We start from the raw sequence: 24,941 nt of genomic DNA on the forward strand, positions 1-24,941 counted from the left end.
GTGGGTATAGCGAACGAAGAGGGATGGCCGGCGAAGGCAGATGCCGCGCGGCTGCATTTCGTGTCCGGTAAGGGTGGCACCGGCAAGACGACGGTCGCTGCCGCATTGGCGCTGGCGCTCGCGGCAGGCGGTCGACGGGTGTTGCTGGTCGAGGTCGAGGGCCGACAGGGCATCGCGCAGCTCTTCGACGTGCCGCAGCTCCCGCCGCAGGAGACGCGGGTCGCCTCGGCGGACGGCGGCGGTGAGGTCTACGCACTGGCGATCGACATCGAGACCGCGTTCCTCGAATACCTCGAGATGTTCTACAACCTCGGCTTCGCCGGCCGCGCGATGCGCAAGATCGGTGCCATCGAGTTCGCGACGACCATCGCACCCGGTCTGCGCGATGTACTGCTCACCGGCAAGGTCAAGGAATGTGTGGTGCGGACCGACAAGAAGGGCAACCGCATCTACGACGAGGTCGTCGTCGACTCGCCGCCGACCGGCCGCATCGGAAACTTTCTGGACGTCACCAAGGCCATGGCAGATCTCGCCAAGGGCGGTCCGGTTCGTTCACAGAGCGAGGGCGTGGTGCGGTTGCTGCACTCGGCCGACACCGTCGTGCACCTGGTGACGCTGCTCGAGGCGCTGCCGGTCCAGGAGACCGCCGACGCTGTGCGCGAGCTGGAGGCGGCCGATCTTCGGCTCGGCACGGTGATCGTCAATCGCACCGAACCGACGTACCTGCCTGCCGAGTCCCTCGACGCCATCGCCGGGGGCGAGATCGATGCCGTCGCCATCCAGGACGGTCTCGCCAAGACCGGAATCACGTTGTCCGAGGCGGACTTCGCGGGGCTGCTCACCGAATCGATCGAGCATGCGGCGACGCTCTCGGCTCAGGTGGAAAGCGCAACCACGCTCGACGAACTCGACGTCGCGCGGATGTCGCTGCCGATGTTGGCCGACGGTGTCGATCTCGGCGGCTTGTACGAGCTCGCCGCCAAGCTCGCAGAACAGGGTGTCCGATGACGCGACCAGTAGCAACCGAACTCGATGTCGACCGCATTCTGACCGATCCCACGTCGCGAATCGTCGTCGTCTGTGGGGCGGGCGGTGTCGGCAAGACGACCACCGCGGCAGCGATGGCGCTGCGCGCCGCCGAGCAGGGCAGGCGCGTGGTGGTGCTGACGATCGATCCGGCCCGCCGCCTGGCTCAGGCACTCGGTCTCGGCGATCTCGACAACAGCCCGCAGCCGGTGAAGTTGGGTGCCGGCGCCAAGGGTGAACTGCACGCGATGATGCTGAACATGCGACGCACCTTCGACGAGATGGTCATCGAGCACTCGACGCCGGAGAAGGCCGAGCAGGTGTTGGCCAATCCGTTCTATCAGACTGTGGCGTCGTCGTTTTCGGGCACGCAGGAGTACATGGCGATGGAGAAGTTGGGGCAGCTGTCCCTCGACTCGTCGTGGGATCTGATCGTGGTGGACACTCCGCCGTCGCGCAACGCACTGGACTTCCTCGATGCGCCGCAGCGACTCGGCTCGTTCCTCGACGGCCGTTTCATCCGACTGCTCACCGCTCCGGGTCGCGGCATCACCCGCGTGGTCACCAGCGCGATGAGCTTGGCCATGCGCGGCGTCTCCACCGTGATCGGTAGCCAAATGCTTTCCGACGCATCGGCTTTCGTTCAGTCGCTCGATTCGATGTTCGGTGGCTTCCGCGAGCGGGCGACGCGTACCTACCAGTTGCTACGCGAGGACGGCACCAGCTTCCTCGTCGTCGCTGCCGCAGAGCCGGATGCACTTCGCGAGGCAGCGTTCTTCGTGGAGCGGTTGTCCGCGGAGAAGATGCCGCTGGCCGGCTTGGTGGTGAACCGGACGCACCCGACGTTGTCGACGGTGCAGGCCGATCACGCAGCGACGGCCGCAGATCTGCTCGATCGAATCGAGGATCCCGGCGCGGACCTGACCGCTGCAGTCCTCCGAATCCACGCCCAGCGCGCGGTCACGGCAGCGCGGGAGGTGCGGTTGCTTCGACGCTTCACCGGTGCGCACCCCCGGGTGCCCATCGTCGGTGTGCCGTCGCTGCCGTTCGAGGTCTCCGACCTCGCCGCGCTGCGCGCAGTGGCCGATCAGCTGACCCGCAAGGGCTAGATCGGCTGACCCGCACGGGCCGGGTCAGCCGTGCCCGGCATTGCCTAGATAGCTGCTTGCTGCTGACGCTGGGTCTCGAAGAACTCGGACCAGGAGTCGACCTCGGGGTGCTGCTTGAGCAGCGCCCGGCGTTGGCGTTCGGTCATGCCACCCCAGACACCGAACTCGACGCGGTTGTCCAGTGCATCCGCTCCGCACTGCATCAGTACCGGGCAGTGCCGGCAGATGGTGGCGGCCTTGCGCTGCGCTGCACCCCGGACGAAGAGCTGGTCCGGGTCAGTGCCCTTGCAACGGGCGTGCGACACCCAGGCGATGCGTGCCTCTGCTTCTTCTACATCGAGTCGCGTCGGCGCTGTTGTCGTGTGCATGCGGATACCCCTTTGCGTTGCGGACGTCCTCACTGGACGTCCCGGAGGCTCGAAGCGGTTTGTACCTCGTCGGTCGAAGCACAAATTCTAGGAGCTGCCCCACATTCATTATCAAGTGTTATGCGAATCACACCGTGTTCATAATTTAGGTAACGCGAGCCCCGAATGCAAGACGGCGAGGTCACATTTCTGGTACGGCCGTCCCGAGCAGGGGCGCAGCACACAGCGCATGCAGGCCTCTGCCGGTCCGAGCGGTACCCACGTACGCTGTGCTCTGTGTCAGTTGGAAAAACCGTGGCGAAGCTCGCCGGATGTTCAGCACTCGCCGGTGCATTGCTCGCCGGCGTGATGTTCCCCTTGGCCGGCGGGTTCGGGTACGCCTCCAACCGCGCCGCCGATACCGTCGACAACGTCTCGGCCGAGTTGGTGGAAGGCGCAGTGCCTGCCGTCTCGACGATGACGGACGTCAACGGCACGCCCATCGCCTGGCTGTACGAGCAGCGTCGATTCGAGGTGCCGAGCGACCAGATCTCCAACGAGATGAAGCTCGCCATCGTCTCGATCGAGGACCGCCGCTTCGCCGAGCACCAGGGTGTGGACTGGCAGGGCACGCTCCGAGCGTTCCTGACCAACACCACCAGTGGGCAGGTCGAGCAGGGCGCATCCACCATCGACCAGCAGTACGTGAAGAACTATCAGCTGCTCGTGGTGGCCAAGACCGACGCCGAGCGCCGCGCGGCCATCGAGACGACGCCCGCTCGCAAGATCCGCGAGATCCGTATGGCGTTGACGCTCGACAAGGAACTGACCAAGGACGAGATCCTCACCCGATACCTCAATCTGGTGCCGTTCGGCAACGCGTCCTTCGGCATCCAGGACGCGGCCCAGACCTACTTCGGCATCGACGCCAGCCAGCTCAGCGCCGTTCAGGCCGCGATGCTCGCGGGCATGGTGCAGTCCAGCTCGGCGCTCAACCCGTACACCAACGAGGAGGGCGTGATCGAGCGCCGGAACACCGTGCTCGACACGATGATCCAGAACCTCCCCGAACGCGCCGACGAGCTCGCCGCCCTCAAGTCCGAGCCGCTCGGTGTACTTCCGGTCCCCCAGACCCTGCCCCGCGGATGCATCGCAGCAGGTGACCGCGGATTCTTCTGCGACTACGCACTGCAGTACCTCGCCGACGCCGGCATCAGCCGGGAGCAGATCGACAAGGGCGGCTACCTCATCCGCACGACGCTCGATCCCTCGGTGCAGAACTCCACCAAGGCCGCCCTGGTCGGCAACACCAGCCCCTCGCTCGACGGTGTCGCCACGGTGATGAACGTCGTCGCACCGGGACAGGATCAACACCGCATCCTCGCGATGGGCAGCAGCCGCACCTACGGACTCGACGTCGATGCCGACGAAACCGTGCAGCCGCAGCCGTACTCGTTGATCGGCAACGGCGCGGGCTCGATCTTCAAGATCTTCACCACCGCCGCGGCGATGGAACGCGGACTCGGCACCAGCGCAACGCTGCAGGTTCCGCGTCGTGTCGAGGTCAAGGGCGTCGGCGACGGCGGAGCACGGAACTGCCCGGCAGCGACGTACTGCGTCGAGAACGCCGGCAACTACCCGCCTGCTCTCTCCATCACCGACGCCTTGGCCCAGTCCCCCAACACGGCGTTCGTCAAGCTGATCGAGTCGGTCGGGGTCACCCCGACGGTCGACATGGCCGTCCGCCTCGGCCTGCGCTCGTACACGAACCCCGGTTCCTCGGGAACCGACCAGTCCATGGCCGATTTCCAGAAGGACCAGAACCTCGGCTCGTTCACCCTCGGACCCACCTGGGTGAACCCCCTCGAGCTCTCCAACGTTGCGGCCACGCTGGCCTCCGGCGGCAAGTGGTGCCCGCCCACCCCGATCGACTCGGTTTTCGATCGCGAGGGCAAGCCCGTTCCCGTCACCCAGCAGGCCTGTGAGCAGGTCGTCGAGCCCGGACTGGCCAACACTCTCGCCAACGCGATGAGCAAGGACGACCAGGCAGGCGGCACGTCCGCATCCGCCGCAGGATCGGTCGGCTGGACGTTGCCGATGTCCGGCAAGACCGGCACCACCGAGTCGCACCGGTCGTCCGGCTTCCTCGGCTTCACCAACAACTACGCCGCGGCCGTCTACACCTACGGCGACTCGCCGACACCCAGCGAGATCTGCTCGTTCCCGCTGCGGCCCTGCGGGTCCGGAAACCTGTACGGCGGTAACGAACCGGCCAGGACGTGGTTCGACGCGATGAGCCCGATCGCCAACAATTTCGGACCCGTCTCGTTGCCACCCGTCGACCAGAAGTACGTCCGCGGCTCGGCCAACGGCCAGGTACCCGACGTCACCGGCCAGAGCCAGTCGTCGGCAACCGCGACCCTGCAGGGTGCGGGCTTCCAGGTGACCGTGGCCACCACGGCCGACCAGGCGGCCCGCGGCACCGTGGTGTCGACGTCGCCGTCGGGCTCGGCGGTCCCCGGGTCGAACATCACGATCTACGTCAGTGACGGTTCGGTTCGGCCTGCCCCCGCCCCGACGCCCTCGTTGCCGAACATTCAGATTCCGGACCTACCGCCGGGAATCCAGATCCCGGCGATCCCCGGTATCACCGTTCCTCGGTAGTGCCTACGGCAGTGGTGCGGTTATGTGCCCCAGGGGGCGCGCAACCGCACCACTGCGCCGAGCGCACTACAAGCGGTCTTTGACAGCCTTCGACAGGCGCGATCCGTCGGCCTTGCCCGCGGCGAGTCCCGACGCGATCTTCATGACCTGACCCATCTGCTTCATCGCCGGTCGCTCCCCGAGATCCTCGGCGACCTGCGCGATGGCGGTGTCGACGATGTTCGCCAGTTCCTCGTCGGTCAACGGCGTGGGCAGGTACTCGTCGATGATCTGCGCCTCGGCGCGCTCGTTCGCAGCGAGTTCGCCGCGGCCGTTCTGCGTGTAGATCTCGGCCGACTCGCCGCGCTTCTTCGCTTCCTTGGCAAGCACTTTGAGAACGTCGTCGTCGGTCAGGTCGTGGGCCTCCTTGCCGGAGACCTCCTCGGTCTGGATGGCGGCGAGAATCATGCGCAGCGTTGCCAGGCGGAGTTTGTCCTTCGCCTTCATCGCTGCGGTGAGGTCGGTACGGAGGCGGGCCTTGAGTTCGGACATGGCGGAAACGCTACGCGGCGCAGTCGTCGGCTCGCACGTCCATATCCGGTTGCTGCCGTATCGTGGATGAGGTGTCCGCACAATTCAGTCCTTCGCTTCTCCGCACCTCGACGCAACTGCGCAGTGCCTCCACCCAACTGCGCAGTGCCTCCACGCAACTGCGCTCTGCGGCAGAGCTGGCGCGAGATGCCGTCAGAGCGTCACCGCTGAAGAGTTCGGTGATCGGGACGGCAGGAGCCGCCGCGCTCGGCGTCGGATACGCCACACTCATCGAGCGCAATGCGTTCACGCTGCGCGAGACGTCCATGGCGGTGCTCGAGCCGGGTTCGGCGACGCTGCGCGTGCTGCACATCAGCGATCTGCACATGATGCCCGGCCAGCGGATGAAGCAGAACTGGCTGCGTGAGCTGGACCGCCTCGACCCCGATCTGGTCGTCAACACCGGAGACAACCTCTCGCACCAGCGCGCAGTGCCCAGCGTCGTACAGGCACTGGGGCCGCTGCTGGCCCGGCCGGGTCTATTCGTGTTCGGCAGCAACGACTACTTCGCGCCCAAGCCGAAGAACCCGTTCAAGTACTTCGACAAGAATCACAAGCGCACCACCGGCGACTCGTTGCCCTGGCGCGATCTGCGCGCCGCGTTCTCCGAGCGGGGTTGGCTGGACGTGACGCACGTACGCCGCGAACTGGAGGTTGCCGGGGTGCGGATCGCGTCGGCGGGCGTCGACGATCCGCATCTGAAGCGCGACCGCTACGACACCATCGCCGGCCAGCCGAACCCGCTGGCAGACCTGCGCCTGGGCATCACCCATTCGCCGGAGCCACGCGTGCTGGACAAGTTCGCCCAGGACGGCTACGACCTCGTCCTCGCCGGTCACACCCACGGGGGCCAGCTGTGCCTGCCGTTCTACGGTGCCCTGGTGACCAACTGCGAGATCGACCGTTCGCGCGTCAAGGGGCCGTCCAAGTGGGGCGCACACACCCAACTGCACGTCTCCGCGGGCATCGGCACGTCACCGTACGCGCCTGCACGGTTCTGCTGCAGGCCCGAGGCCACCCTCATCACGCTGACTCCGGCCCCGAGAATGGGTCCGAAAAACGTCTCCGACGAGGGCGTTTCGCGTTCCGAGGCAGTCGTGAGTTAGACTTCTGCAGCGGTACACGGGGTGTGGCGCAGCTTGGTAGCGCGCTTCGTTCGGGACGAAGAGGTCGTGGGTTCGAATCCCGCCACCCCGACACAGATGGACTCGCTCGATTCACTCGAGCGGGTCCATTTTCAGTTGTGCAGTGCTCACGTACTGTGAGTCCACCTTGCCGGAGCCAGCGAACGGACTTCTCGACATGCCGACACCCACCCGCGTACACGTCAAGCACCGTTTCGTCTCTCCGCCCGAGGTCGTGTTCGCGGCACTGTCCGAACACGAGAACCTCGGGCCGCTCTTCATGGCCAAGATCGGCCGCGTTCGGGACGGTGACACCTCGCGCAATGGAGTCGGCTCCACCCGCAGCCTGAAGCTCGGCCCGTTACCGGCGTTCGAGGAAACGACGGTCACCTCCGAGCCGAACTCGCTGATCGAGTACCGCATCACCAAAGGCGGCCCGCTACGCGGTCACTGGGGCGTGCAGAAGTTCACCCCCACCGCCGACGGCGGCACCGAACTCGATTACACGATCGGTTTCGACGCGCCGGTCCCCGGACTCGCTGCGATCGTCGGTAAGGCACTGACGTCGAGCATCTCGAAGAACCTGTCGCGCCTGGCTCCGTAGGGGTTCGCTCGGCATCATCCTCGAGTATGACCATGTCGATACTCCGGTGCGACGACTCTCCATGATCGACGCGCCAGAGTCGAGGCATGGACATCGTCAGAACTCACAGCCTCGGCAAGCGCTACGACACGCATACCGTCGTCGACGACGTGAACCTTCGCATTCCTGAGGGCTGCGTCTACGGCTTTCTCGGTCCGAACGGATCGGGCAAATCGACGACCATGAAAATGCTGCTGTCCCTGATTCGACCGACCTCGGGTGAGGTGGAGATCCTGGGTAGGCCGATGAATCACGGCACCCGCCGCGAAGTGCTCTCGCACATCGGATCACTGATCGAAGCTCCGCCGGGATACGGACATCTCACGGGTGCGGAGAACCTTCGTATCGTGCAACGCTCGCTCGGGCTGCGCGCCGAACAGATCGAGAGGGCAGTGGCCACCGTCCGTCTGCAGGAACACCTCGACAAGAAGGTGAAGAACTACTCGCTGGGAATGAAACAGCGCCTGGGCATTGCGATGGCACTCGCGCGCGAACCAGGACTTCTGATCCTGGACGAGCCCACCAACGGCTTGGACCCGGCAGGCATCGAAGAGATCCGCGGCTTGCTCCGTCATCTCGCCGAACACGGTGTGACAGTGATGGTCTCGAGCCATCTGCTCGGCGAGATCGACAAGACGGCGAACATGCTCGGAATCCTGAGCCAGGGCCGCCTGATTTTCCAAGGCACCCGCGACGAGCTGTTCGCCGCCTCCACTCCGGACGTGCTCATCGACGCAATCGATCCCAGCCGCGCGAGTTCGATTCTGCAACAGAAGATCCCGGTGCAGGTCGACGACCACACGTTGAGGCTGTCCGGCATCGACGATCGTGGTATCGCGCAGGTGGTGGCGGAGCTCGTCGGCGCAAACGCAGGCGTCTACGGCGTTCGACGCGACGATCAGTCGCTCGCGGACGTATTCATGAACCTGACGAAGGGCGGCCGATTGTGACGACCGTACGCAACGAATTCGCCAAACTCAGGCACCTGCACATCGGCGCGATCGCCGCATTGTTGGTCGCCGCGATCGTAGGGTTGACCTTCGTCGGCGCTCTCACCGCGGCGACGTCGAACGATTCGACCGCGGCCTCCTGGGCACTGCCACTGGCCGGGCTGTCCCTTGCCATCCCCATCGCGTCGCCACTGCTGATCGCAGTGATGGCAAGCCGCACAGTGGAAGTCGAGCACCAGTCCAACGGCTGGTTACTGAACCAGACCACTGGAGCCGACCGCGGAGCCCTCGTGCGGGCGAAGCTCGTCTCGACGGGCCTCGTCGTCGGTGGCGCGACGGTGGCGGCCAGCGCTACAGGTGTATTTCTGGGGACCGCCATCGGGGTGACCCAACCGTTGCCTGCCGGTCTGTGGTTGGGCTACACGGCGGCGGCGGTGACGGTGAACATCGTAATACTTGCACTCCACCTGCTGATCTCAGCGCGAGTGGACAACCAACTGGTCGCGCTGGGAATCGGCATCGTGGGTACCGTCATCGCGATCTGCGCTTCTGGATTCCCCTCCTGGGCAGCGCACCTGACGCCGTGGGGGTACTACTCCTCAGCGTCCGCCGCCGACTACCGAGGCGAGCAGGTGGTGACACTGAACCCGTCCTACGTCAGCATCGTCGCTCTCGGAGTTGTCGGGGCAGTGTTGTTCTGGCTCATGACCGTTCGACTCGATCGACAGGAGGTACGAGCATGAATGCGTTTTCAGCAGAAATGATCAAGCTCAGGCGCTCGCAGGCATGGGCGGTTGTCGTTCTCCTCCCCCTGATCATCGCGGGGGTCGGAACGTTCAACACGATCGCGTCGGGCGCAGAGTCGGCAGAGGGATGGCGCACGTTGTGGTTGCGCACAGTCGTGTTCTACGGACTGTTCCCACTCGCACTCGGCGTTTCCGTACTGGCCTCGCTGGCGTGGAAATCCGAACACCGAGGAGGGAACTGGAATGCCCTGATGAGTGGGCCGGTGCCGTCATTACGCATCGTGATCGCCAAGACGGCGGTGGTGGCAACACTGACTGCGGCCATGAACGTCGTCATGCTGGCAGCGGTCGTCGTTGTCGGCAAGGTCGTCTTCTCGCTCGACGGCATGCTCCCTTCCGAGCTCTTCGTGACCAGTGCACTCGTCGTGGTGGGCTCGCTTCCGGTGGCGGCTCTGCAATCCGGTCTGTCGATGGCGATCAGGTCGTTCGCGGTGCCGATTGCCATCGCTCTCGTCGGGGCCGGTACATCGGTGTTCCTCCTCACCGCCGAGGTGACCGAGGCAATCTTCGTGTTGCCCTATGCACTGGCAACTCGCGCAACCCAACTGGCCTCCGGCACTTTCAGTGACTCCGGTTCGCTCACGACCGGATCCGCACTATCGGTGCTGACGGCCACGGCACTGCTCACTGTCGTAGTCGTCGCGGTGACCGGCAGGGCACTCAACCGCAGAGACATCCACGTTTGGTGACAGCGCGAGACCCCGATCGACGGTCTCGATCGGGGTCTCGTCGCTTGTGCTCAGCTGGATGCAGCGCGCAGCTTCTCCAACAGTGGGCCTGCGGCCTCGGCGAGGAAGCGCTCCTGGGTTTCGTCGCCCACCTGAACCAGGGCGATGTCGGTGTAACCGGCCTCCCAGTACGGCTTCACGGCCTCGACGATGGCATCGAGGTCCGGTCCGCACGGAATCGTGTCGGCCACATCCTCTTTCCGCACGAACTTGGTGGCTCCGGCGAATCCCGCCGTCGTCGGAAGATCGGCGTTCACGGCCCAGCCACCGGCGAACCAGCGGAATCGATCGTGTGCGCGATCGATGGCAGCGTCCTTGTCCGGATCCCAGGAGATGGGGATCTGTCCGATGGACCGCGCCGGTCCCTCGTGGTTGTCGGACCACGCCTTGACGAGACCGGCATCCGGCTCGGTGGCGATGAGGTGATCGCCGTACTCGGCGAACCGCGCCACCGCCTTCTCACCACCGGCGGCGATACCGATCGGCACGCCGCCCTCGGGCAGGTCCCAGATCCGGGCGGAGTCGACGCGAAAGTGCTTGCCCTCGTAGGTGACCAAGCCGCCGGCGTGCAATGCGCGGATGATCTCGAGCGCCTCGACGAACATGTCCTGGCGCTTGTCGATGGACGGCCATCCCTCGCCGACGACGTGCTCGTTCAGGTTCTCACCACTGCCGAGTCCGAGGGTGAAGCGTCCGTCGGCCAGGATCTGCAACGTCGCAGCCTTCTGCGCGACGACGGCGGGGTGGTACCGGATGATCGGGCACGTCACGTACGTCATCAGCTCGACGCGTTCGGTGGCCTGAGCCACCGCGCCCAGAGTCGTCCAGGCGTACGGCGAGTGGCCCATGGACGAGAGCCACGGTGAGTAGTGATCACTGCTGACCTCGAAGTCGAAGCCGACTTTCTCGGCACCGACGGCGTACTGCACCAACTCTTTCGGGCCGCTCTGCTCGGTCATCAAGGTGTATCCGAAATTGGTCATATGTGTCTCCTAGATAGTTGCGACGGAGCCGGCGTCGACTCGGTAGTTGGATCCGTTGACGAAGCTGGCGCGGTCCGAGCACAGGAAGGTGATCACCGAGGCGACTTCCTCGGGCTCGCCTCGACGTCCGAGTTCCATGTACGGACGCTCCTCGTCGAGGAAGCTCTCGACGGCACCGTCGCGGTCGGTGCCCTTCTCCTCGGCGCGTTTGTCCATCATCGCGTCGGTCATCGGGGTGTGGATGAACGCGGGAGAGACGGCGTTGACCAGTAGTCCCTCCGACGCGTAGCTGCGCGAGAGGCCCTTGGCCAGGGCCAGAACCCCGGCTTTGGCCGAGCAATAAGGTAATTCGTCGTCGTAGGGCTGCACGGCATCCTCCGACGTCAACAGCACGATGCGTCCCCAACCGCCGCGGCGTAGTGCAGGCAGAAATGCCCGCAGCAGGCGGACCGGGCCCATCAGGTCGATGTCGAGGGTGGACCGCCACCCTTCCTCGTCGATCTCGTGGAACAGTCCCTGCGCTCCGGTCACGCCCGAGGACTGAACGAGAATGTCGATGTCGCCCACTGCCTTCTGCGTCTGTACGGCCAATTTCTCGACGGCCTCGGTGTCGGTCACGTCCGCAGCGAACGCGAACAACCGGCCCTCCGCTGCCGCGAGTTCGGCCGCGGCGGCGTCGAGCGAGTCCTGATCCTTGTCGCTGATGACGACCCGAACGCCCTCGGCCAACAGCATTTTCGCCGTGTGCCAACCGATGCCGGAGTCGGCCCCGGTCACCAGCGCTGTTCTACCGTCGATTCCCAGATCCATACGATCCCACTTTGCGCTAGAGGTTGATGTCAGGCTGTGGCGTCGTGCGAGCGCGCGATGGTCAGCGCCGCATTCACCAGGGCCAGGTGGCTCAAGCCCTGCGGGAAGTTACCCAGAAACGATCCATCCGAAGCATCGATCATTTCGCTGTACAACCCCACGTCGTTCGAGAGCTCGACCAGCTGGTCCATCAGGGCTGTGGCTTCGTCGTCTCGACCGACGCAGGAGAGCGCCGACACCCGCCAGAAGGCGCAGGCCACGAAGGTCACTTCTTCCTCGGACACCCCGCTGTATCGATACATCAGCGGTCCGGCACCGAGTTCTTCGACGAGAGCATCGATGGTGGACGAAAGACGTTCTCCACGATCGAAATCCATCTCGGCTGCCAGCAGCACCGACGCGTCGAGGCCGTCCGCACCCGGGTACGCGAGATAGGCCTGGCGCTCGTCCGACCAGCATTCGAATTCGACGTAGTGGCGGATGCGTTCTCTCTCCGCCTTCCACCGATCGGGTATGCCCGGGATCTCCCCTGCTTCGGCCAGGTGCACCGCGCAGTCCAGCGCTTGCCAACAGCCCAGTTTGGAACTGGTGTAGTGCTGCTCGTCCTCGAGCTCCCAGATCCCGGCGTCCTTGCGCTGCCACGAATCGCACGCCTCGTCCGCGATGGTCGCGAGCAGCCGACCGGTCTGCGCATCGAGGATGTTTCCTGCGTCGACGTACTGCCGGATGATCGAGAACAGGTCACCGAAGATCATCAACTGCAGCTGGTCCGCCGCGGCGTTTCCGTTGACCACCGGCCCGATGCTCCGCCAACCGGGAACGTCGGGTTGTTCGGTGCCACCGGGCAATTCACCGCCGAGGGTGTAGAACACGTTGACCAACGGATCGTTGACACGGATGACCCTCAGCAGCCACGCCACCGCGGCGTGGATCTCCTCACGGAGACCGAACCGTTGCAGAGCGCGAATGGTGTACGCGGCGTCGCGAACCCAGGCGTAGCGGTAGTCCCAGTTCTTGCCACCGGTCCGGTTCTCGGGTAGCGAGGTTGTCGCGGCGGCGGCGATGGCACCGGACGGACTGTGCAGCAACAGTTTCAGGGCCAGCGCGCTGCGAGCCACATGCTTTGCCCACGGACCCTCGTACGAGAACTCGTCGGACCACACGCGCCAGTTGTCGATGGTCCGATCGATCCCCTCGTCGAGATGCTGCGGATCGGGCAATGGCAGCGGCTCGTTTTCCGTCCCCACCACACCCAGCACATGCCGAGAACCCGGTTGCGTGCTGACGACCCCACCGATGTCGCGGTCGGCCACGCGCACGTTCTCGATGCCCAGAGTCCGCACCGCCAAGGTCAATCCGTCGACCCGCAGGACGGTGCCGTGCTCGGTGTCGTACGCCCACGGCGACGCGATGCCGAGCATGGTGCCCGGCGCGACGGACCACCTCAGCTCGACGGTGCCGTCGAGACCCTCGACGCGACGGGCCAACTCCACCCACGGGAGCCGGCCGGCGACCCCGGTGTTCAACGAGTCGGTGATGCGCACGGAACCGGAATCGGTGCGGAACGTGGTACTCAGAACGTTTGTCCCTGGGACGAATTCGCGTTGGACGGTGAACTCTTCCACGGGCGTCAGTTCGATGTAGCCGCCGTGTGGCGCGTCGAGCAATGCTGCGAACGGCGGCGGCGAGTCGAGGTTGGGCACCGGAAACCAGTCGATGCGGCCGTCGTCGGCGATCATAGCCACGGTTCGGCCGTCGCCGATGGCTCCGTAACTTTCGATGGCGACATAACCGTCCACCCGGGGGTACGGCTTTCGGAAGTCGTTCAAGCACGTGCCTTTCCAGCGAAGATCGGGCTGCTCTCGACGTGCTCGAGCAGATCGGCCGGGTCGTCGAACACCGCTGCCGCGCCCGCGTCGAGCAATTCGCTGCGCGAGATTCCGCCGCTCAACACGCCGATGGCGCGTACGCCCGCGCGCCCGGCCGACTCGATGTCCCACACACTGTCGCCGACCATCACCGCGTCGACAGCCTCGACGCCTGCCCGTTCCAGAGCCACCGCGATGATGTCGGGCTCCGGCTTGGCGACCTCTGCGTCCTCACCGGACGTGACGACAGCAACCGAATCCTCGACGTCCAACAGATCTCGCAACGTCGACAGTTCGCTCTCGGGAGCCGATGTTGCGAGCACGACGGTCACTCCACGGGTACTCAAGTCCGCCAACAGTTCCCGAGCACCCGGTAGCACTTCGAGATCGGACGAGGCCTCGGCGTAGTACTCGCCGTGCAGCTTCTTCGCTTCCTGCGCCAGTGCACTGTCGGACGAGCCGACGAGTGTCTCCAGCAACTTCGACCCGTCCATGCCGATGCTTCGATGAACACGCCACGACGGCACTTCGTGGCCCGCCTCACGAAATGCACGCGACCAGGCGTCGACGTGCACGTAGTTGGAATCGACGAGGGTGCCGTCGATGTCGAGCAGAACTGCACCGACAGTCGGTGTGGGGACAGGCATGAGCGTCGGATACCCGGGGGTGGTGCGGGCAAACAATCGTCGGACGAAAGCAACAGGCCCCCCGCAGTACGCGGGGGGCCTGTCGTGGAGAAACGTCAGCTGGCCTGGGCCTGCCACATCCAGTGCAGCTGCTCGAGCCGAGCTGTGATGCCGATGAGCAGGTCCTGGGTCACCGGATCGGCTTCGCCGGTATCGGCGATGCGTCCGCGAAGACGCTCGACGACCGCGGCGATGTTGTCGACGACAGCGGGGACGACCTCGCTGTCCTGAGTCCACCCGGCACCGAAGCCCTTGGTGCCTGCCGTCGAGGAGACGGTGGCTGCACGGCCGTCGGGGCTGACCCCGATGGCGGTGGCGCGCTCGGCGGCCTGATCGGTGAATTCACGTGCGGCCGTGACCAACTCGTCGAGTTCGAGGTGCACCGACCGGAAGTTCTTACCGATCACGTTCCAGTGCGCCTGCTTCGCGATCAGCGAGAGGTCGATGAGATCGACCACGGTTCCCTGGAGTGCGTCGCCGGCGATCTTCTGCTGACCTGCGTCGAGGGTACTGGTGATGGGGTTCGTCATGATGTGGCCTCCCTGCCGTTGGACGACGGTGTGCATCGCACGCCATTATTGTGCTTTCGTCTGTACTGCACAACGGCAGGTCGACGTGCATTGTTCCGGATCGGCGCCACCGTCGCTGTGACGCCGATCCCAGAACCGGTCGGATCAGACCTTGGCGGCCTCGTCGGCAGGATCGTCGACTGCGCCTGCACCGGTGGTCGGTGCGGTCTCGTTCTGCTGCGACCGAACGCCCTCCTCGACCTTCTTGCCGAGGTCGGCATCGACATTGGTCCAGTACTCGAACACCCGGCTCAGAACGGGCTCGCTCACGCCGTTGAGGACGTGTCCGACGATGTTTCCGACGAGACGCTCACGCTGCGCATCGTCCATGACCTCGCGGACCAAGGCTCCGGCCTGCACGAAGTCGCCGTCTTCGGGGTGCTCGATGTACCCGGTACGCACGAAACGAGGCTCGAAGTCCCACGCTCCGTCGTCGCCGTACTTGTTCGTGTCAGCCGACGGGCCGCCGAACGAGTTCGGCGCGTAGACGGGCGTTTCCGGAGAGTTGAACGAGTACCGCATGTTGCCGTCCTTGGAGTACGAGTTGACCTCGGACTTCGGGGCGTTGACCGGCAGCTGCGCGTAGTTCGCTCCGATGCGGTACCGGTGCGCGTCGGCGTAGGAGAAGACGCGTCCGAGCAGCATCTTGTCGGGGCTGAATCCGATGCCGGGCACGGTGTTGGACGGCTCGAACGAGCTCTGCTCGATCTGCGCGAAGAAGTTCTCCGGGTTGCGGTTCAAGGTCATCTTGCCGACCTCGATCAGCGGGTAGTCCTTCTGCGACCAGACCTTGGTGAGGTCGAACGGGTTGTACTTGTAGTTCTCGGCCTCGTCGTACGGCATGAGCTGCACCTTGAGGGTCCAGCTGGGGAAGTCGCCGTTCTTGATGGATCCGAACAGGTCCTGACGGTGATGGTCGGGCGACGTGCCCGCAACCTCGTCCGCCTTGTCCTGCGTCAGGTAGTCGATCCCCTGGTCGGTCTTGAAGTGGAACTTCACCCAGGTCTTCGTGCCGTCCTCGGCGATGAGCTGGTAGGTGTGCGAGCCGAAGCCGTCCATGTGGCGGAACGACTTGGGGATGCCGCGGTCACCCATGAGCCATGTCACCTGGTGTGCCGACTCGGGCGAAAGGGTCCAGAAGTCCCACTGCATATTGTTGTCGCGCAGACCGGAGTCGGGCATGCGCTTCTGGCTGCGGATGAAGTCCTGGAACTTGATCGGGTCCTTGACGAAGAAGATCGGGGTGTTGTTGCCGACCAGGTCCCAGTTGCCTTCCTCGGTGTAGAACTTCAGCGAGAAGCCACGCGGGTCGCGCCAGGTGTCGGGGCTGCCCTGCTCGCCGGCGACGGTGGAGAAGCGCGCCAGCATCTCGGTCTTGGCACCGGGCTGCAACGCCTTCGCCTTGGTGTACTTGCTGATGTCTCCGGTGATCTCGAGTTCACCGAACGCGCCTGCGCCCTTGGCGTGCACGACGCGCTCCGGGACCCGCTCACGGTTGAACTGCGCCATCTTCTCGATGAGGTAGTGATCGTGCAGAAGAATCGGACCCTGCGTTCCGGCGGTCAGCGACTGATCGTCGCTGGGCACGGGGATTCCCGAGTTGCTGGTAGTCGGTTTGTTGGTGATCGGCTTGGTCATACGAAGCCTCCTGAAGGGCTGAATCGGGTTCGAGAAGGGGCTGCTTCTCGAAAATCGGTGAAACCGAGCGGCCGTACGCTGGACCGCAGTACTAGACGGAATGCCTCGTGCAGTCGCCGCACAAACCCCAGAAGACGATTTCGGCTTCGTCGACGACGAATCCGCGCGTGTCCTCGGGTACGAGACACGGCGCTGCTCCGACAACGCAGTCGACATCGGCCACCGCGTGGCATTCCCGGCACACGAGGTGGTGATGATTGTCCGCCGTCCGGCTCTCGTACAGCGCAGCCGAACCCGCAGGTTCGATGCGACGCAGCAGACCTACGTCGACGCAGGCCCTGAGCACGTCGTAGACGGCCTGGGTCGACACCGAGCCGCCGCTCTCGCGAACGGCGGCAGCGATGTCGTCGGCGTCCGAATGCGGTCGGGCTGTGACCGCATCCAGAACTGCAACTCGGGGTCCGGTGACGCGTAGGCCCACCGAGCGCAACTGCGCTGCGGGGTCGACACGTTCGGTGAGCTGCATGTACCCCAGTATGCCCCTAATCTGGACTAAGTCAAGAAAAGCGGGGTCGTCGCTATCCGACCAGGCGCGCTTCACCGGTCCGCATCGACCCCGACACGATCTGCAACCCGAAATACGTGCCCGACGGCATCCAGCGACTCAACGTGGGGCCCTTGGCGTCCACCTCGACGCGGGCCACCCTGGCCTTGCCCCTCAGACTCGCGACGGCCACGGCCGATCCGCCGGGCACCGGCTGCGCGAAACCGATCGAGCCGAGCATCGGGAACTGCGGTCCGACGCCGCGGGACGTCGTCCGGACCGACCATTCGTCGCCGCTCGCCCCGGCCTCGCCCAGCACGTCGCCCTCGAATTCGGCCAACACCTTGGGCAGGTGCCAGTTGGTCCGGCCGCCGTGCACCGACGTCGCGGAATCCACGGCGATGAACGGCACCGCCATCCGCGGAACGCGTCCGACGTCCCGGCGCAGGGCCGGGCTCGCCAGGATCTCGCGGTACGGGCCGACCGGCGAGGTGGTGTAGTCGACGATCATGCACATCGTGATCGGCAGAGTCTTGGCACCGGCCGGCGCGAACTCCGACGACCGGGCCCGATGCCACCAGATGGTGGCGCGGACATTCGCCGGCCACGGCGCTGCCGGGCTGATCGGCCAATCGGTGCGCTCGGTCTCGGATTCGGTGACACTCCACATCATCGATCCCTCCCCACGACGGTCAGCGGGAGCCGCAGGGCACCCGGGGCCGACACCGGCACCACCGGGTGCACCGGCTGTGTGGGTGCGATCTCCTGATACCCCGATCCCACCGCGGGTCGCCGATCGGCTTCACCCTTGTTGGGCCACAACGCCATTGCGCGCTCGGCCTGGGCGGTGATCGTCAGGGACGGATTGACGCCGAGGTTGGCGCTGACGGCAGAACCGTCGAGCACGTGCAGTCCCTCGTAGCCGTAGACCCGCTGGTACCCGTCGATCACCCCGGTCTGCGGCGAGTCACCGATCGCGCAGCCACCGAGGAAGTGCGCGGTCATCGGAATGTTGACGATCTCGGCGATCGATCCGCCCGGGTCGCCGCCGATCTTGTCCGCGAGCAGACGAATGGCCTCGTGCCCCTGCGGAATCCACTGCGGCGGTGGATCACCCGCACCGGGCCTGCTGGTGAGGCGCCGCCCGAACGGCCCCTTCTTGGATCCGAGCTCGAGCGAGTTGTCGTCGGTCTGCATCACCAGTGCGATGACGGTGCGCTCCGACCACCGATGGACCGACAGGCTCCGCGCCGCAGCGCCGGGATGACGCAACGCGACGCCGAGGGTCTTGAGGATGCGTGGCATCTTGCCGCCGCCGTCGCTGAGCACGGTCTGCAGCAGGCCGATGGCGTTGCTGCCCTTGCCGTATCGCACCGGCTCGATGTGGGTGTGATCGTCGGGATGGAACGACGACGTGATCGCAACACCCTCGTGATAGTCGACCTCGCGGCCCCTGGCGGTCGCGGCGAGCACGGCCTCGGAGTTGGTGCGCACGAGCGAGCCGATACGCTCCGACAGCCGTGGCAACGAGCCCTTCTCCTTGGCCGCGAGCATCAGCTTCTGGGTGCCGTAGGTCCCGGCCGAGAAGATCACCTGATCGGCGGTGATCGTCTTCTCCTTGCGACGCAGCTTCCCGCCCGTCCGTCGCGTCACCACGTCGTAGCCTGCGCCGTTCGGGCGCACGTCCACGACCGTGGTCAACGGAAGAACATGAGCGCCTGCGTGTTCGGCGAGATACAGGTAGTTCTTGACGAGGGTGTTCTTCGCGCCGACGCGGCAGCCGGTCATGCACGCTCCGCACTCGGTGCACCCGGTGCGCTCGGGGCCTGCACCACCGAAGAACGGGTCGGGTGCAGTCTTGCCGCGGTCACCGAAGTAGACGCCCACCGGGGTCGAGGTGAACGTGTCCCCCACGCCCATGTCCTCCGCCACCTCCTTCATCACCTTGTCCGAGGCGGTGATGGTCGGGTTGGTCTCGACGCCGAGCATCCGGCGGGCCTGGTCGTAGTACGGGTTCAGCTCGCGCTGCCAGTCGGTGATCGAACCCCACTGCGGATCCTCGAAGAACTTCGCCGGCGGTTGGTACAGCGTGTTCGCGTAGTTCAGCGACCCTCCGCCGACGCCGGCCCCCGCCATCACCAGCACATCGGGCAGCAGGTGAATGCGTTGCACCCCATAGCAACCCAGGGCCGGAGCCCACAGGTACTTTCGTAGACGCCAGCTGGTCTTCGGCAGTTCGTCGTCCTCGAATCGGCGACCGGACTCGAGAACCGCCACCCGGTAGCCCTTCTCGACTGCGCGCAATGCGGCGACACTACCGCCGAAACCGGAGCCGATGATCAATACGTCGTAGTCACTCATGCTGTTACCACCTCGTGGTCGGATTCGAGAGTGTCGGACGCGAGCCGATAGTTCGCGACGTCGAACTCGCGCGTCTTGTTGCGGAACTTGAACGTGTAGGTGGGCCACATCGTCGAGTTGCGGCCGTTGGCGTCGAGGTACCAGCTCGAGCAGCCACCGGCATTCCAGACGGTGCCGTCGAGCGCGGAGTCGACCCACGAATTGTGTTGGCGCTGAGCGGCTTCGTTCACCTCGACGGCCGCGACCCTCCGATGCTTCATCTCGTTCAGCGCGGACACCACGTAATTGGCCTGCGACTCGAGCATGTAGACGATGGAACTGTGCCCGAGGTTGGTGTTGGGGCCGTACATCAGGAACAGGTTCGGAAAGCCTGCGACGGTGGTCCCCAGATGCGCCTGCGGACTACCGCCCCAGTGCTCCGCCAGCGTCCGACCGTCGTTGCCGCGCAACAGATGAGACACCGGCGGCTCGGTGGGGGTGAACCCGGTCGCGAAGATGATCGTGTCCACCTCGTGGTTGCGGCCCGAGGCGTCGACGACGCCGTTCTCGGTCACCGACGCCAGGCCCGACGTCACGAGATCGACATCGGGACGATCCAACGTCCGCAGCCAATCATTGGACAGCAGAAGCCTTTTGCACCCGGGTGCGTAATCGGGGGTGAGAGCGGCCCGCGTCGCGGGATCCTTGACCTGCCGCTTCAAGTTGGCCTTGGCGAACACCTTCACCGCGGGCAGCATCCACGGATTGTCCGCCAGCACCGTGACGTAGGCCTCGCGGTAGCCGTAGATGACACCGCGCACCGCGCGATGGGCCGCGGGAATCTTTTCGTACACTGTTCTTTCGAGCCGGCCGATGGTGCGGTCCAGGCGCGGAATCACCCATGCGGGAGTGCGCTGGAAGACGGTGAGCCGTTCGGCGCGGTCGACGATCTCGGGGACGAACTGCACGGCCGAGGCCCCGGTGCCGATCACGGCGACCCGCTCACCGGTGAGGTCGTGCTCGTGATTCCAGGTGGCGGAGTGGAACACGGTGCCGGCGAACGTGTCGATGCCCGGGACGTCCGGGATCTTCGGAGTGGACAGTGCCCCGGTGGCAGCGACCAACACCCTGGCGCTCGCCGACCCGCGAGACGTCTGCACCGACCATCGCTTGGTCGCCTCGTCCCAGGTCGCGGACCGAAGTTCGCAGTTCGTGACGATGCGATCGTTGAGGTCCAGACGATCCACCACCGAACGCAGGTAGTCGAACAACTCCGGTTGCCGCGCGAAGGTGTGACTCCACTTGGGACTGGGAGCGAACGAGAACGAGTACAGCGAGGTCGGCACGTCGCACGCACACCCGGGGTAGGTGTTGTCGCGCCACGTCCCACCCACGTCGGACGCGCGTTCGATGACGGTCACGTCGGCGCTCGGGTCGGCGGCGAGGATCTTGGCCACCGCGGCCAAGCCCGCGAAACCGGCTCCGACCACCAACACGTCGAGTTGTTCGGGAAGTGTTGCGTTCACGCGTCCATCACCTTTTCGGACCAGATCGGAAGGAGCCGCCCGCGCAGTTGCGCGTCGGCTTCGGGAGTACGGAACAGAGCAGAGACGGCCAGTCCGCGGGCGAGTTCGACACTGAGCTCTATGGATTCGGGAGACATCCGACTACCCATGACGATCTGGGCACCGCCCTGAATGGCCTCGGCGACGCGCCGCTCCAGCGGAATCATCGCCTCGTGGAGGGCCGGATCGGTACGGGCCGCAACCCACAGCTCGAGCGCGGCGTGGAAGAGGGGACCGGAGAATGCGTCGGCGAGGATCTCGGGCCCTCGCTCGGGGTCCGGTTCGGCTTCGAGGATCTCCGAGAGACGACGATCGACGAGGCGCTCGACGGCCGCGATCAGCAGGGATTCCTTGGTCGGGAAGTGATGCAGCTGCGCACCGCGGGAGACACCGGCACGCCGGGCGATCTCCTGGGTGCTGGTCTTGGCGAAGCCCAGCTCGACCAGGCAGTCGATCGCGGCGTCGAGCAGCTTCGCCCGAGTGCCCGCGGTGCGTTCGGCCTGGGTCCGGCGCTCGGTGGGCGCCGCGCCGTCGAGCCCTGTGTCGGTAGTCACACTTTGCACAGTAGCGCTAAATCAACAAACAGTCCAGCCTGACTTTAAGTTGGTCGAGATCGGCGGGCGCAGCCGTGCCTGAACGCATCCACCCGCCGGTCCTGGCGCTACTGAGCCGTGTTTTCAGATACCGCGCGTTGCGATCTCCGCCATCACAGCAGCGAACCCGTCCCGCAGATCTCCGACGAAGCCCTGGGGATTCTCGAGCGACGGAAAATGTCCCCCGGACTCGGGTGCGTGCCATCTCGCGATACGCCGGAAGCGGTGCCGAGCCCACGCGCGAGGAGTTTTCTCGATGTCGTGGGGGTAGGTCGTGATCGCCGCCGGAACGTCGACCCGCAGATTCGGATCCAGCGAGTCGTGACTCTCGTAGTAGATCCGAGCCGACGATGCGCCGGTGCGGGTCAGCCAGTACAGGGTGACATTGTCCAGAAGCCGGTCCCTCGAGATCGTCTCGAACGGACTGTCCTCGGTGTCCGTCCACTCCGCGAATTTGTCGAGAATCCAGGCAAGCAGACCGACCGGGGAGTCGACCAGCGAATACCCGACGGTCTGCGGACCGGTGGCCTGCTGCTTCGCGTATGCCGAGCGATGCAGCCGGAAATCTCTCGTGTCCTCGGCCCACCGGCGTTCGTCAGCGGTCAGGCCTTCTGTCGTCATCCCCGGCGTTGCCTGCGCGAGCGTGGTGTGAATCCCGAGGACATGCTCCGGGAAGCGGCCGCCGAGGATGGTGGTGACCACGCCTCCCCAGTCGCCGCCATGGGCCAGGAACTTTCGGTACCCGAGCCGTTGCATCAGCTCGACCCACGCGGCCGCGATCTTTTCGGTTCCCCAACCGGTGGCGCTCGGTCTGCCACTAAAACCGAACCCGGGCAGCGATGGGACGACGACGTGGAACGCAGGCGCGCCGGGGTCATCGGGATTCGCCAGAGCGTCCACTACATCGACGAACTCGGCAATACTGCCCGGCCAGCCGTGCGTCATGATCAGCGGAACGGCGTCCACACGCGCGGATCGACAGTGCATGAAGTGAATTCCCAGGCCGTCGATGATCGTGCGGAACTGACCGACGGCGTCGAGACGGTCCTCGAACTTGTGCCAGTCGTATCCGGTACGCCAATAGCCGACGACCTCCTGGAGGTCCGCCAGCGGAACGCCCTGGCTCCATCGTCGCCGGCCGGATTCACTCGGGGACACCTCTCCGATTCCGGTAGCCGTGCGGCCCTCAGCCGTGAGTGGAGATCGTCCAGGTCCGCGTCCGATGCGCGGAACTCGAATGCGTGCACATCCGTCGAGCTCGGTGTCGTCATGAAATCTCCTTCGATGGAACCGGCTTAGCCAGTTCTACCTTTCGCGGTGATCAATGCGCAACCGGCTAAGCTGGTTCGCATGGCTGCAGAGTTCCCCGAGTTCCGACCCGGAAGCGTGCTGAGCACCGCGTTCACCGGGACGTTGACCGAGCGACGCGGCGACCCCGTGGAACGAATTCCGGTTCCTCATCGTTTCGTCGATTGGTTGGCATCGAACGGACTCTCCGTCGATTCCTGCACCTCGGCACAACTGGACCTGGCCGTGGAACTGCGCGAAGCGATACACCTCGCCGCGACAGCGGCGGCAGTCCACGAGGCTCTGCCCGCGTCGGCCGTCCAGGTCGTCAACGACCACAGCGTTCGGGGCAATGCGTCGGCGGTCCTGACACCCGAGGGCACACGACGATGGACGTTGAACTCGGAGTCAGCCGTCGAAGACGCCCTGGGCGTCATCGCCGACGACGCCATCGACATCATCTCCGGCGAGCGGGACGGAAAGCTGGCACTGTGCGCATCGCCGACTTGCCGAGCGGCGTTCTTCGACACCAGCCAAAGCCGCAGCCGGAAATGGTGCGACATGAACACCTGCGGAAACCGTCAGAAGAAAGCCCGATTTGCCGCCAACCGACAAAAGCATTCCCACTGACCGCCGACGGAGTCGCCCTTCTCGAGGCAACCCGAGCAGCATCGGTGGCCACCGCACGATCACTCGACGACGCCGAACCGGGGCAACGAACTCCGTCGCTGTTCGATCGATGCGCTGGAATCACGTGCACCACTACGGGCGGTGACCGGACTGCTGGGGCTGTCCATCCACCGAATTCGCAATCGACGCAGTTGGTTTGCAGGAAACGACCGTGGGCAATTCTGCGGCCATGCCCCTCGCCTCTCACGGACGCTTCGACTACTCCCCCATCGGCGATCGACCACAGTTCGACTGGCCGGGCGGTGCGCGCCTCGCGGTGTACGTGGCCGTCAATTGCGAGCACTTTCCGTACGACGACGGCGAACCCGGCCTCGGATACACGCCCGCGATGGACCAGCCCAACACCTACAACTGGGGGTGGCGTGAGTACGGCAACCGAGTCGGTGGGTTTCGAATCGCAGAGACGGTGCAGCAGAGTGGCATTCGCCCGACCGTGCTCGTCAACACCGAGGTGTACGAGCATGCCGCGCAACTGATCGAGGCCTTCCGCGCCCTCGATGCCGAGGTCGTCGCGCACGGCCGAACCAACGCCGTACAGCCCAACGATCAGAACGAGGACGACGAACGCCGCTCGATAGACGAGGTCACCTCAGTGATCGAGCGTCACGAGGGTGCCCCGCCTCGGGGTTGGATGAGCCCCGGTGCCAACCCCAGCCGCGTGACCGAGGACCTTCTCGCCGAACGCGGCTACGAGTACACGTTGGACTGGCCCATCGACGATCAGCCGGTGTGGCTGAAGACCCGCGGCGGGCCGTTGCTCAGTGTCCCGTACCCGCACGAGGTGAACGACCTACCGGTGTTCGTCCACCATCACCAGACCGCAACGACGTTCGAGCGCAACATCATCGACAGTTTCGACGAATCGAAGGAGAACGCGGAGCGCCAACCATTGGTGCTCGCGATCTCGCTGCACACCTTCCTCACCGGCCAGCCCTATCGACTTCGACGGTTCCGCGCGGCGCTGCAGCACATGACCGACAACGGCGACGGCGTCTGGTTCACAACACCGGGCGAGATCGCAGCGCACTACCGCAGCCTCGTACCCCCGCCGAGGACGGCCGGGGACGAATAGTCGAATCGAAGGGTCGCAGCTGACGCGTGGTCAGGCTGCGCGGCGTTGTCGTCGGTGGTAGCTGGGGATGGGTTGTCGTGTGGGGTCGATTGATTCGGGGGGGATGGCGTAGGGGTGTCCGTCGTCGCCCATGAGCAGTTGCCAGTGGCCGTGGTGGACGAGGCGGTGGCATTCGCCGCAGACCAGCGCGAGGTTGTTCAGGTCGGTTCTGCCGCCGTGTTCCCAGAACTTCACGTGGTGGGCGTGGCACCACTGTGCGGGGCGGCCGCACATGACGCAGCATCGGTCGCGGATGGTCAGGGCGATGCGTTGGTCGTCGGTGGCGAGTC

The 24,941-nt window shown here is 65.3% G+C and carries 24 protein-coding genes, 1 tRNA gene and 1 pseudogene; 11 read left to right on the top strand and 15 right to left on the bottom strand.

All coding sequences use genetic code 11. From position 1 onward, the window contains the following. Together CH249_RS08870 and CH249_RS08875 are read left to right on the top strand one after the other, a co-directional pair. Positions 1-1,008, top strand: a complete 1,008-nt coding sequence (locus tag CH249_RS08870) for an ArsA-related P-loop ATPase (RefSeq protein WP_094628506.1) — start codon at positions 1-3, stop codon at positions 1,006-1,008. After that, positions 1,005-2,135, top strand: coding sequence for an ArsA family ATPase (locus CH249_RS08875; protein WP_032395265.1), 1,131 nt, complete (start codon positions 1,005-1,007; stop codon positions 2,133-2,135). The genes CH249_RS08870 and CH249_RS08875 overlap by 4 nt, the downstream gene beginning before the upstream one ends. A gap of 44 nt (positions 2,136-2,179) precedes the next feature. Here CH249_RS08875 and CH249_RS08880 read toward each other — a convergent pair whose 3' ends face one another. Further along, positions 2,180-2,503: a WhiB family transcriptional regulator gene (locus CH249_RS08880; protein WP_008712729.1), complete on the bottom strand. Its 324-nt coding sequence runs from the start codon at positions 2,501-2,503 to the stop codon at positions 2,180-2,182. Between the two features lie 294 nt (positions 2,504-2,797). Here CH249_RS08880 and CH249_RS08885 point away from each other — a divergent pair, with 294 nt between their 5' ends. Then, positions 2,798-5,146, top strand: a complete 2,349-nt coding sequence (locus CH249_RS08885) for a penicillin-binding protein (protein ID WP_094683020.1) — start codon at positions 2,798-2,800, stop codon at positions 5,144-5,146. 66 nt (positions 5,147-5,212) lie between these two features. On the opposite strand, the gene CH249_RS08890 is transcribed toward CH249_RS08885, so the two are convergent. Beyond that, the gene (locus tag CH249_RS08890; protein ID WP_032395267.1) at positions 5,213-5,677 is read right to left on the bottom strand and encodes a GatB/YqeY domain-containing protein; all 465 of its coding nucleotides are present in this window, start codon (positions 5,675-5,677) and stop codon (positions 5,213-5,215) included. A 176-nt stretch (positions 5,678-5,853) separates the two neighbouring features. On the opposite strand from CH249_RS08890, the gene CH249_RS08895 reads away from it, so the two are divergent. The 6 genes from CH249_RS08895 (at position 5,854) to CH249_RS08920 (ending at position 9,928) form a co-directional block, all read left to right on the top strand. Then, positions 5,854-6,822 (top strand): metallophosphoesterase, encoded by a 969-nt coding sequence (locus CH249_RS08895; RefSeq protein WP_032395561.1) that lies wholly within the window; start codon positions 5,854-5,856, stop codon positions 6,820-6,822. A gap of 17 nt (positions 6,823-6,839) precedes the next feature. Beyond that, positions 6,840-6,913: transfer RNA gene (locus tag CH249_RS08900), tRNA-Pro, on the top strand. Positions 6,914-7,018: 105 nt separating this feature from the next. Continuing rightward, positions 7,019-7,444 (top strand): SRPBCC family protein, encoded by a 426-nt coding sequence (locus CH249_RS08905; protein WP_045200851.1) that lies wholly within the window; start codon positions 7,019-7,021, stop codon positions 7,442-7,444. Between the two features lie 86 nt (positions 7,445-7,530). Next, on the top strand, positions 7,531-8,433 hold the full coding sequence (locus tag CH249_RS08910; RefSeq protein ID WP_094683021.1) for an ABC transporter ATP-binding protein: 903 nt from the start codon (positions 7,531-7,533) through the stop codon (positions 8,431-8,433). Continuing rightward, positions 8,430-9,176: an ABC transporter permease gene (locus tag CH249_RS08915; protein ID WP_094683022.1), complete on the top strand. Its 747-nt coding sequence runs from the start codon at positions 8,430-8,432 to the stop codon at positions 9,174-9,176. Before CH249_RS08910 ends, CH249_RS08915 begins: the two co-directional genes overlap by 4 nt. Beyond that, on the top strand, positions 9,173-9,928 hold the full coding sequence (locus CH249_RS08920; RefSeq protein ID WP_094683023.1) for an ABC transporter permease: 756 nt from the start codon (positions 9,173-9,175) through the stop codon (positions 9,926-9,928). Before CH249_RS08915 ends, CH249_RS08920 begins: the two co-directional genes overlap by 4 nt. 50 nt (positions 9,929-9,978) lie before the next feature. On the opposite strand, the gene CH249_RS08925 is transcribed toward CH249_RS08920, so the two are convergent. The 12 genes and pseudogenes from CH249_RS08925 to CH249_RS08980 form a co-directional block, all read right to left on the bottom strand. Beyond that, on the bottom strand, positions 9,979-10,950 hold the full coding sequence (locus CH249_RS08925; RefSeq protein WP_032395274.1) for an LLM class F420-dependent oxidoreductase: 972 nt from the start codon (positions 10,948-10,950) through the stop codon (positions 9,979-9,981). Positions 10,951-10,959: 9 nt separating this feature from the next. Continuing rightward, the gene (locus CH249_RS08930) at positions 10,960-11,760 is read right to left on the bottom strand and encodes an SDR family NAD(P)-dependent oxidoreductase (protein ID WP_032395275.1); all 801 of its coding nucleotides are present in this window, start codon (positions 11,758-11,760) and stop codon (positions 10,960-10,962) included. 29 nt (positions 11,761-11,789) lie between these two features. Next, positions 11,790-13,589, bottom strand: a complete 1,800-nt coding sequence (locus tag CH249_RS08935; protein ID WP_179272855.1) for a glycoside hydrolase family 15 protein — start codon at positions 13,587-13,589, stop codon at positions 11,790-11,792. Beyond that, entirely contained in the window at positions 13,586-14,275 is a 690-nt protein-coding gene (locus CH249_RS08940; protein WP_032395277.1) for an HAD family hydrolase, read from the bottom strand. Before CH249_RS08940 ends, CH249_RS08935 begins: the two co-directional genes overlap by 4 nt. A 95-nt stretch (positions 14,276-14,370) precedes the next feature. Continuing rightward, entirely contained in the window at positions 14,371-14,844 is a 474-nt protein-coding gene (locus CH249_RS08945) for a Dps family protein (RefSeq protein WP_032380678.1), read from the bottom strand. A 144-nt stretch (positions 14,845-14,988) separates the two neighbouring features. Continuing rightward, positions 14,989-16,521, bottom strand: coding sequence for a catalase (locus CH249_RS08950; protein WP_176459424.1), 1,533 nt, complete (start codon positions 16,519-16,521; stop codon positions 14,989-14,991). A gap of 91 nt (positions 16,522-16,612) precedes the next feature. Then, entirely contained in the window at positions 16,613-17,047 is a 435-nt protein-coding gene (locus CH249_RS08955; RefSeq protein WP_094628492.1) for a Fur family transcriptional regulator, read from the bottom strand. Between the two features lie 52 nt (positions 17,048-17,099). Continuing rightward, the gene (locus CH249_RS08960; RefSeq protein ID WP_094646652.1) at positions 17,100-17,735 is read right to left on the bottom strand and encodes an acetoacetate decarboxylase family protein; all 636 of its coding nucleotides are present in this window, start codon (positions 17,733-17,735) and stop codon (positions 17,100-17,102) included. Continuing rightward, complete coding sequence (locus CH249_RS08965) at positions 17,735-19,426, bottom strand: GMC oxidoreductase (RefSeq protein WP_032395280.1); 1,692 nt, start codon at positions 19,424-19,426, stop codon at positions 17,735-17,737. The genes CH249_RS08960 and CH249_RS08965 overlap by 1 nt, the downstream gene beginning before the upstream one ends. Continuing rightward, the gene (locus CH249_RS08970) at positions 19,423-20,931 is read right to left on the bottom strand and encodes an NAD(P)/FAD-dependent oxidoreductase (protein ID WP_094646650.1); all 1,509 of its coding nucleotides are present in this window, start codon (positions 20,929-20,931) and stop codon (positions 19,423-19,425) included. The genes CH249_RS08965 and CH249_RS08970 overlap by 4 nt, the downstream gene beginning before the upstream one ends. Further along, positions 20,928-21,533, bottom strand: a complete 606-nt coding sequence (locus CH249_RS08975; protein WP_373453545.1) for a TetR/AcrR family transcriptional regulator — start codon at positions 21,531-21,533, stop codon at positions 20,928-20,930. The genes CH249_RS08970 and CH249_RS08975 overlap by 4 nt, the downstream gene beginning before the upstream one ends. Before the next feature lie 114 nt (positions 21,534-21,647). Beyond that, positions 21,648-22,834, bottom strand: a pseudogene (locus tag CH249_RS08980) (epoxide hydrolase family protein). Positions 22,835-22,913: 79 nt separating this feature from the next. Here CH249_RS08980 and CH249_RS08985 point away from each other — a divergent pair. Together CH249_RS08985 and CH249_RS08990 are read left to right on the top strand one after the other, a co-directional pair. After that, a complete protein-coding gene (locus tag CH249_RS08985; protein ID WP_094683030.1) occupies positions 22,914-23,480 on the top strand; it encodes an ABATE domain-containing protein in 567 nt (188 codons plus the stop codon). Between the two features lie 211 nt (positions 23,481-23,691). Beyond that, complete coding sequence (locus CH249_RS08990) at positions 23,692-24,612, top strand: polysaccharide deacetylase family protein (protein ID WP_256988225.1); 921 nt, start codon at positions 23,692-23,694, stop codon at positions 24,610-24,612. 30 nt (positions 24,613-24,642) lie between these two features. On the opposite strand, the gene CH249_RS08995 is transcribed toward CH249_RS08990, so the two are convergent. Beyond that, a complete protein-coding gene (locus CH249_RS08995; RefSeq protein ID WP_256988227.1) occupies positions 24,643-24,885 on the bottom strand; it encodes an HNH endonuclease in 243 nt (80 codons plus the stop codon). Between the last annotated feature and the right edge of the window lie 56 nt (positions 24,886-24,941).

Origin of the sequence: Rhodococcus sp. 05-2255-3B1 (genome assembly GCF_002258545.1) — a bacterium.
GTDB lineage: Bacteria > Actinomycetota > Actinomycetes > Mycobacteriales > Mycobacteriaceae > Rhodococcoides.

What these genes read in the sequence shown, in the direction of transcription:
- CH249_RS08950 (WP_176459424.1), bottom strand. Translation starts at nt 16,521, where the DNA reads ATGACCAAGCCGATCACCAACAAACCGACTACCAGCAACTCGGGAATC.
- CH249_RS08930 (WP_032395275.1), bottom strand. Translation starts at nt 11,760, where the DNA reads ATGGATCTGGGAATCGACGGTAGAACAGCGCTGGTGACCGGGGCCGAC.
- CH249_RS08875 (WP_032395265.1), top strand. Translation starts at nt 1,005, where the DNA reads ATGACGCGACCAGTAGCAACCGAACTCGATGTCGACCGCATTCTGACC.
- CH249_RS08960 (WP_094646652.1), bottom strand. Translation starts at nt 17,735, where the DNA reads ATGTGGAGTGTCACCGAATCCGAGACCGAGCGCACCGATTGGCCGATC.
- CH249_RS08945 (WP_032380678.1), bottom strand. Translation starts at nt 14,844, where the DNA reads ATGACGAACCCCATCACCAGTACCCTCGACGCAGGTCAGCAGAAGATC.
- CH249_RS08880 (WP_008712729.1), bottom strand. Translation starts at nt 2,503, where the DNA reads ATGCACACGACAACAGCGCCGACGCGACTCGATGTAGAAGAAGCAGAG.
- CH249_RS08985 (WP_094683030.1), top strand. Translation starts at nt 22,914, where the DNA reads ATGGCTGCAGAGTTCCCCGAGTTCCGACCCGGAAGCGTGCTGAGCACC.
- CH249_RS08955 (WP_094628492.1), bottom strand. Translation starts at nt 17,047, where the DNA reads ATGCAGCTCACCGAACGTGTCGACCCCGCAGCGCAGTTGCGCTCGGTG.
- CH249_RS08940 (WP_032395277.1), bottom strand. Translation starts at nt 14,275, where the DNA reads ATGCCTGTCCCCACACCGACTGTCGGTGCAGTTCTGCTCGACATCGAC.
- CH249_RS08890 (WP_032395267.1), bottom strand. Translation starts at nt 5,677, where the DNA reads ATGTCCGAACTCAAGGCCCGCCTCCGTACCGACCTCACCGCAGCGATG.
- CH249_RS08920 (WP_094683023.1), top strand. Translation starts at nt 9,173, where the DNA reads ATGAATGCGTTTTCAGCAGAAATGATCAAGCTCAGGCGCTCGCAGGCA.
- CH249_RS08925 (WP_032395274.1), bottom strand. Translation starts at nt 10,950, where the DNA reads ATGACCAATTTCGGATACACCTTGATGACCGAGCAGAGCGGCCCGAAA.
- CH249_RS08965 (WP_032395280.1), bottom strand. Translation starts at nt 19,426, where the DNA reads ATGAGTGACTACGACGTATTGATCATCGGCTCCGGTTTCGGCGGTAGT.
- CH249_RS08905 (WP_045200851.1), top strand. Translation starts at nt 7,019, where the DNA reads ATGCCGACACCCACCCGCGTACACGTCAAGCACCGTTTCGTCTCTCCG.
- CH249_RS08910 (WP_094683021.1), top strand. Translation starts at nt 7,531, where the DNA reads ATGGACATCGTCAGAACTCACAGCCTCGGCAAGCGCTACGACACGCAT.
- CH249_RS08995 (WP_256988227.1), bottom strand. Translation starts at nt 24,885, where the DNA reads ATGTGCGGCCGCCCCGCACAGTGGTGCCACGCCCACCACGTGAAGTTC.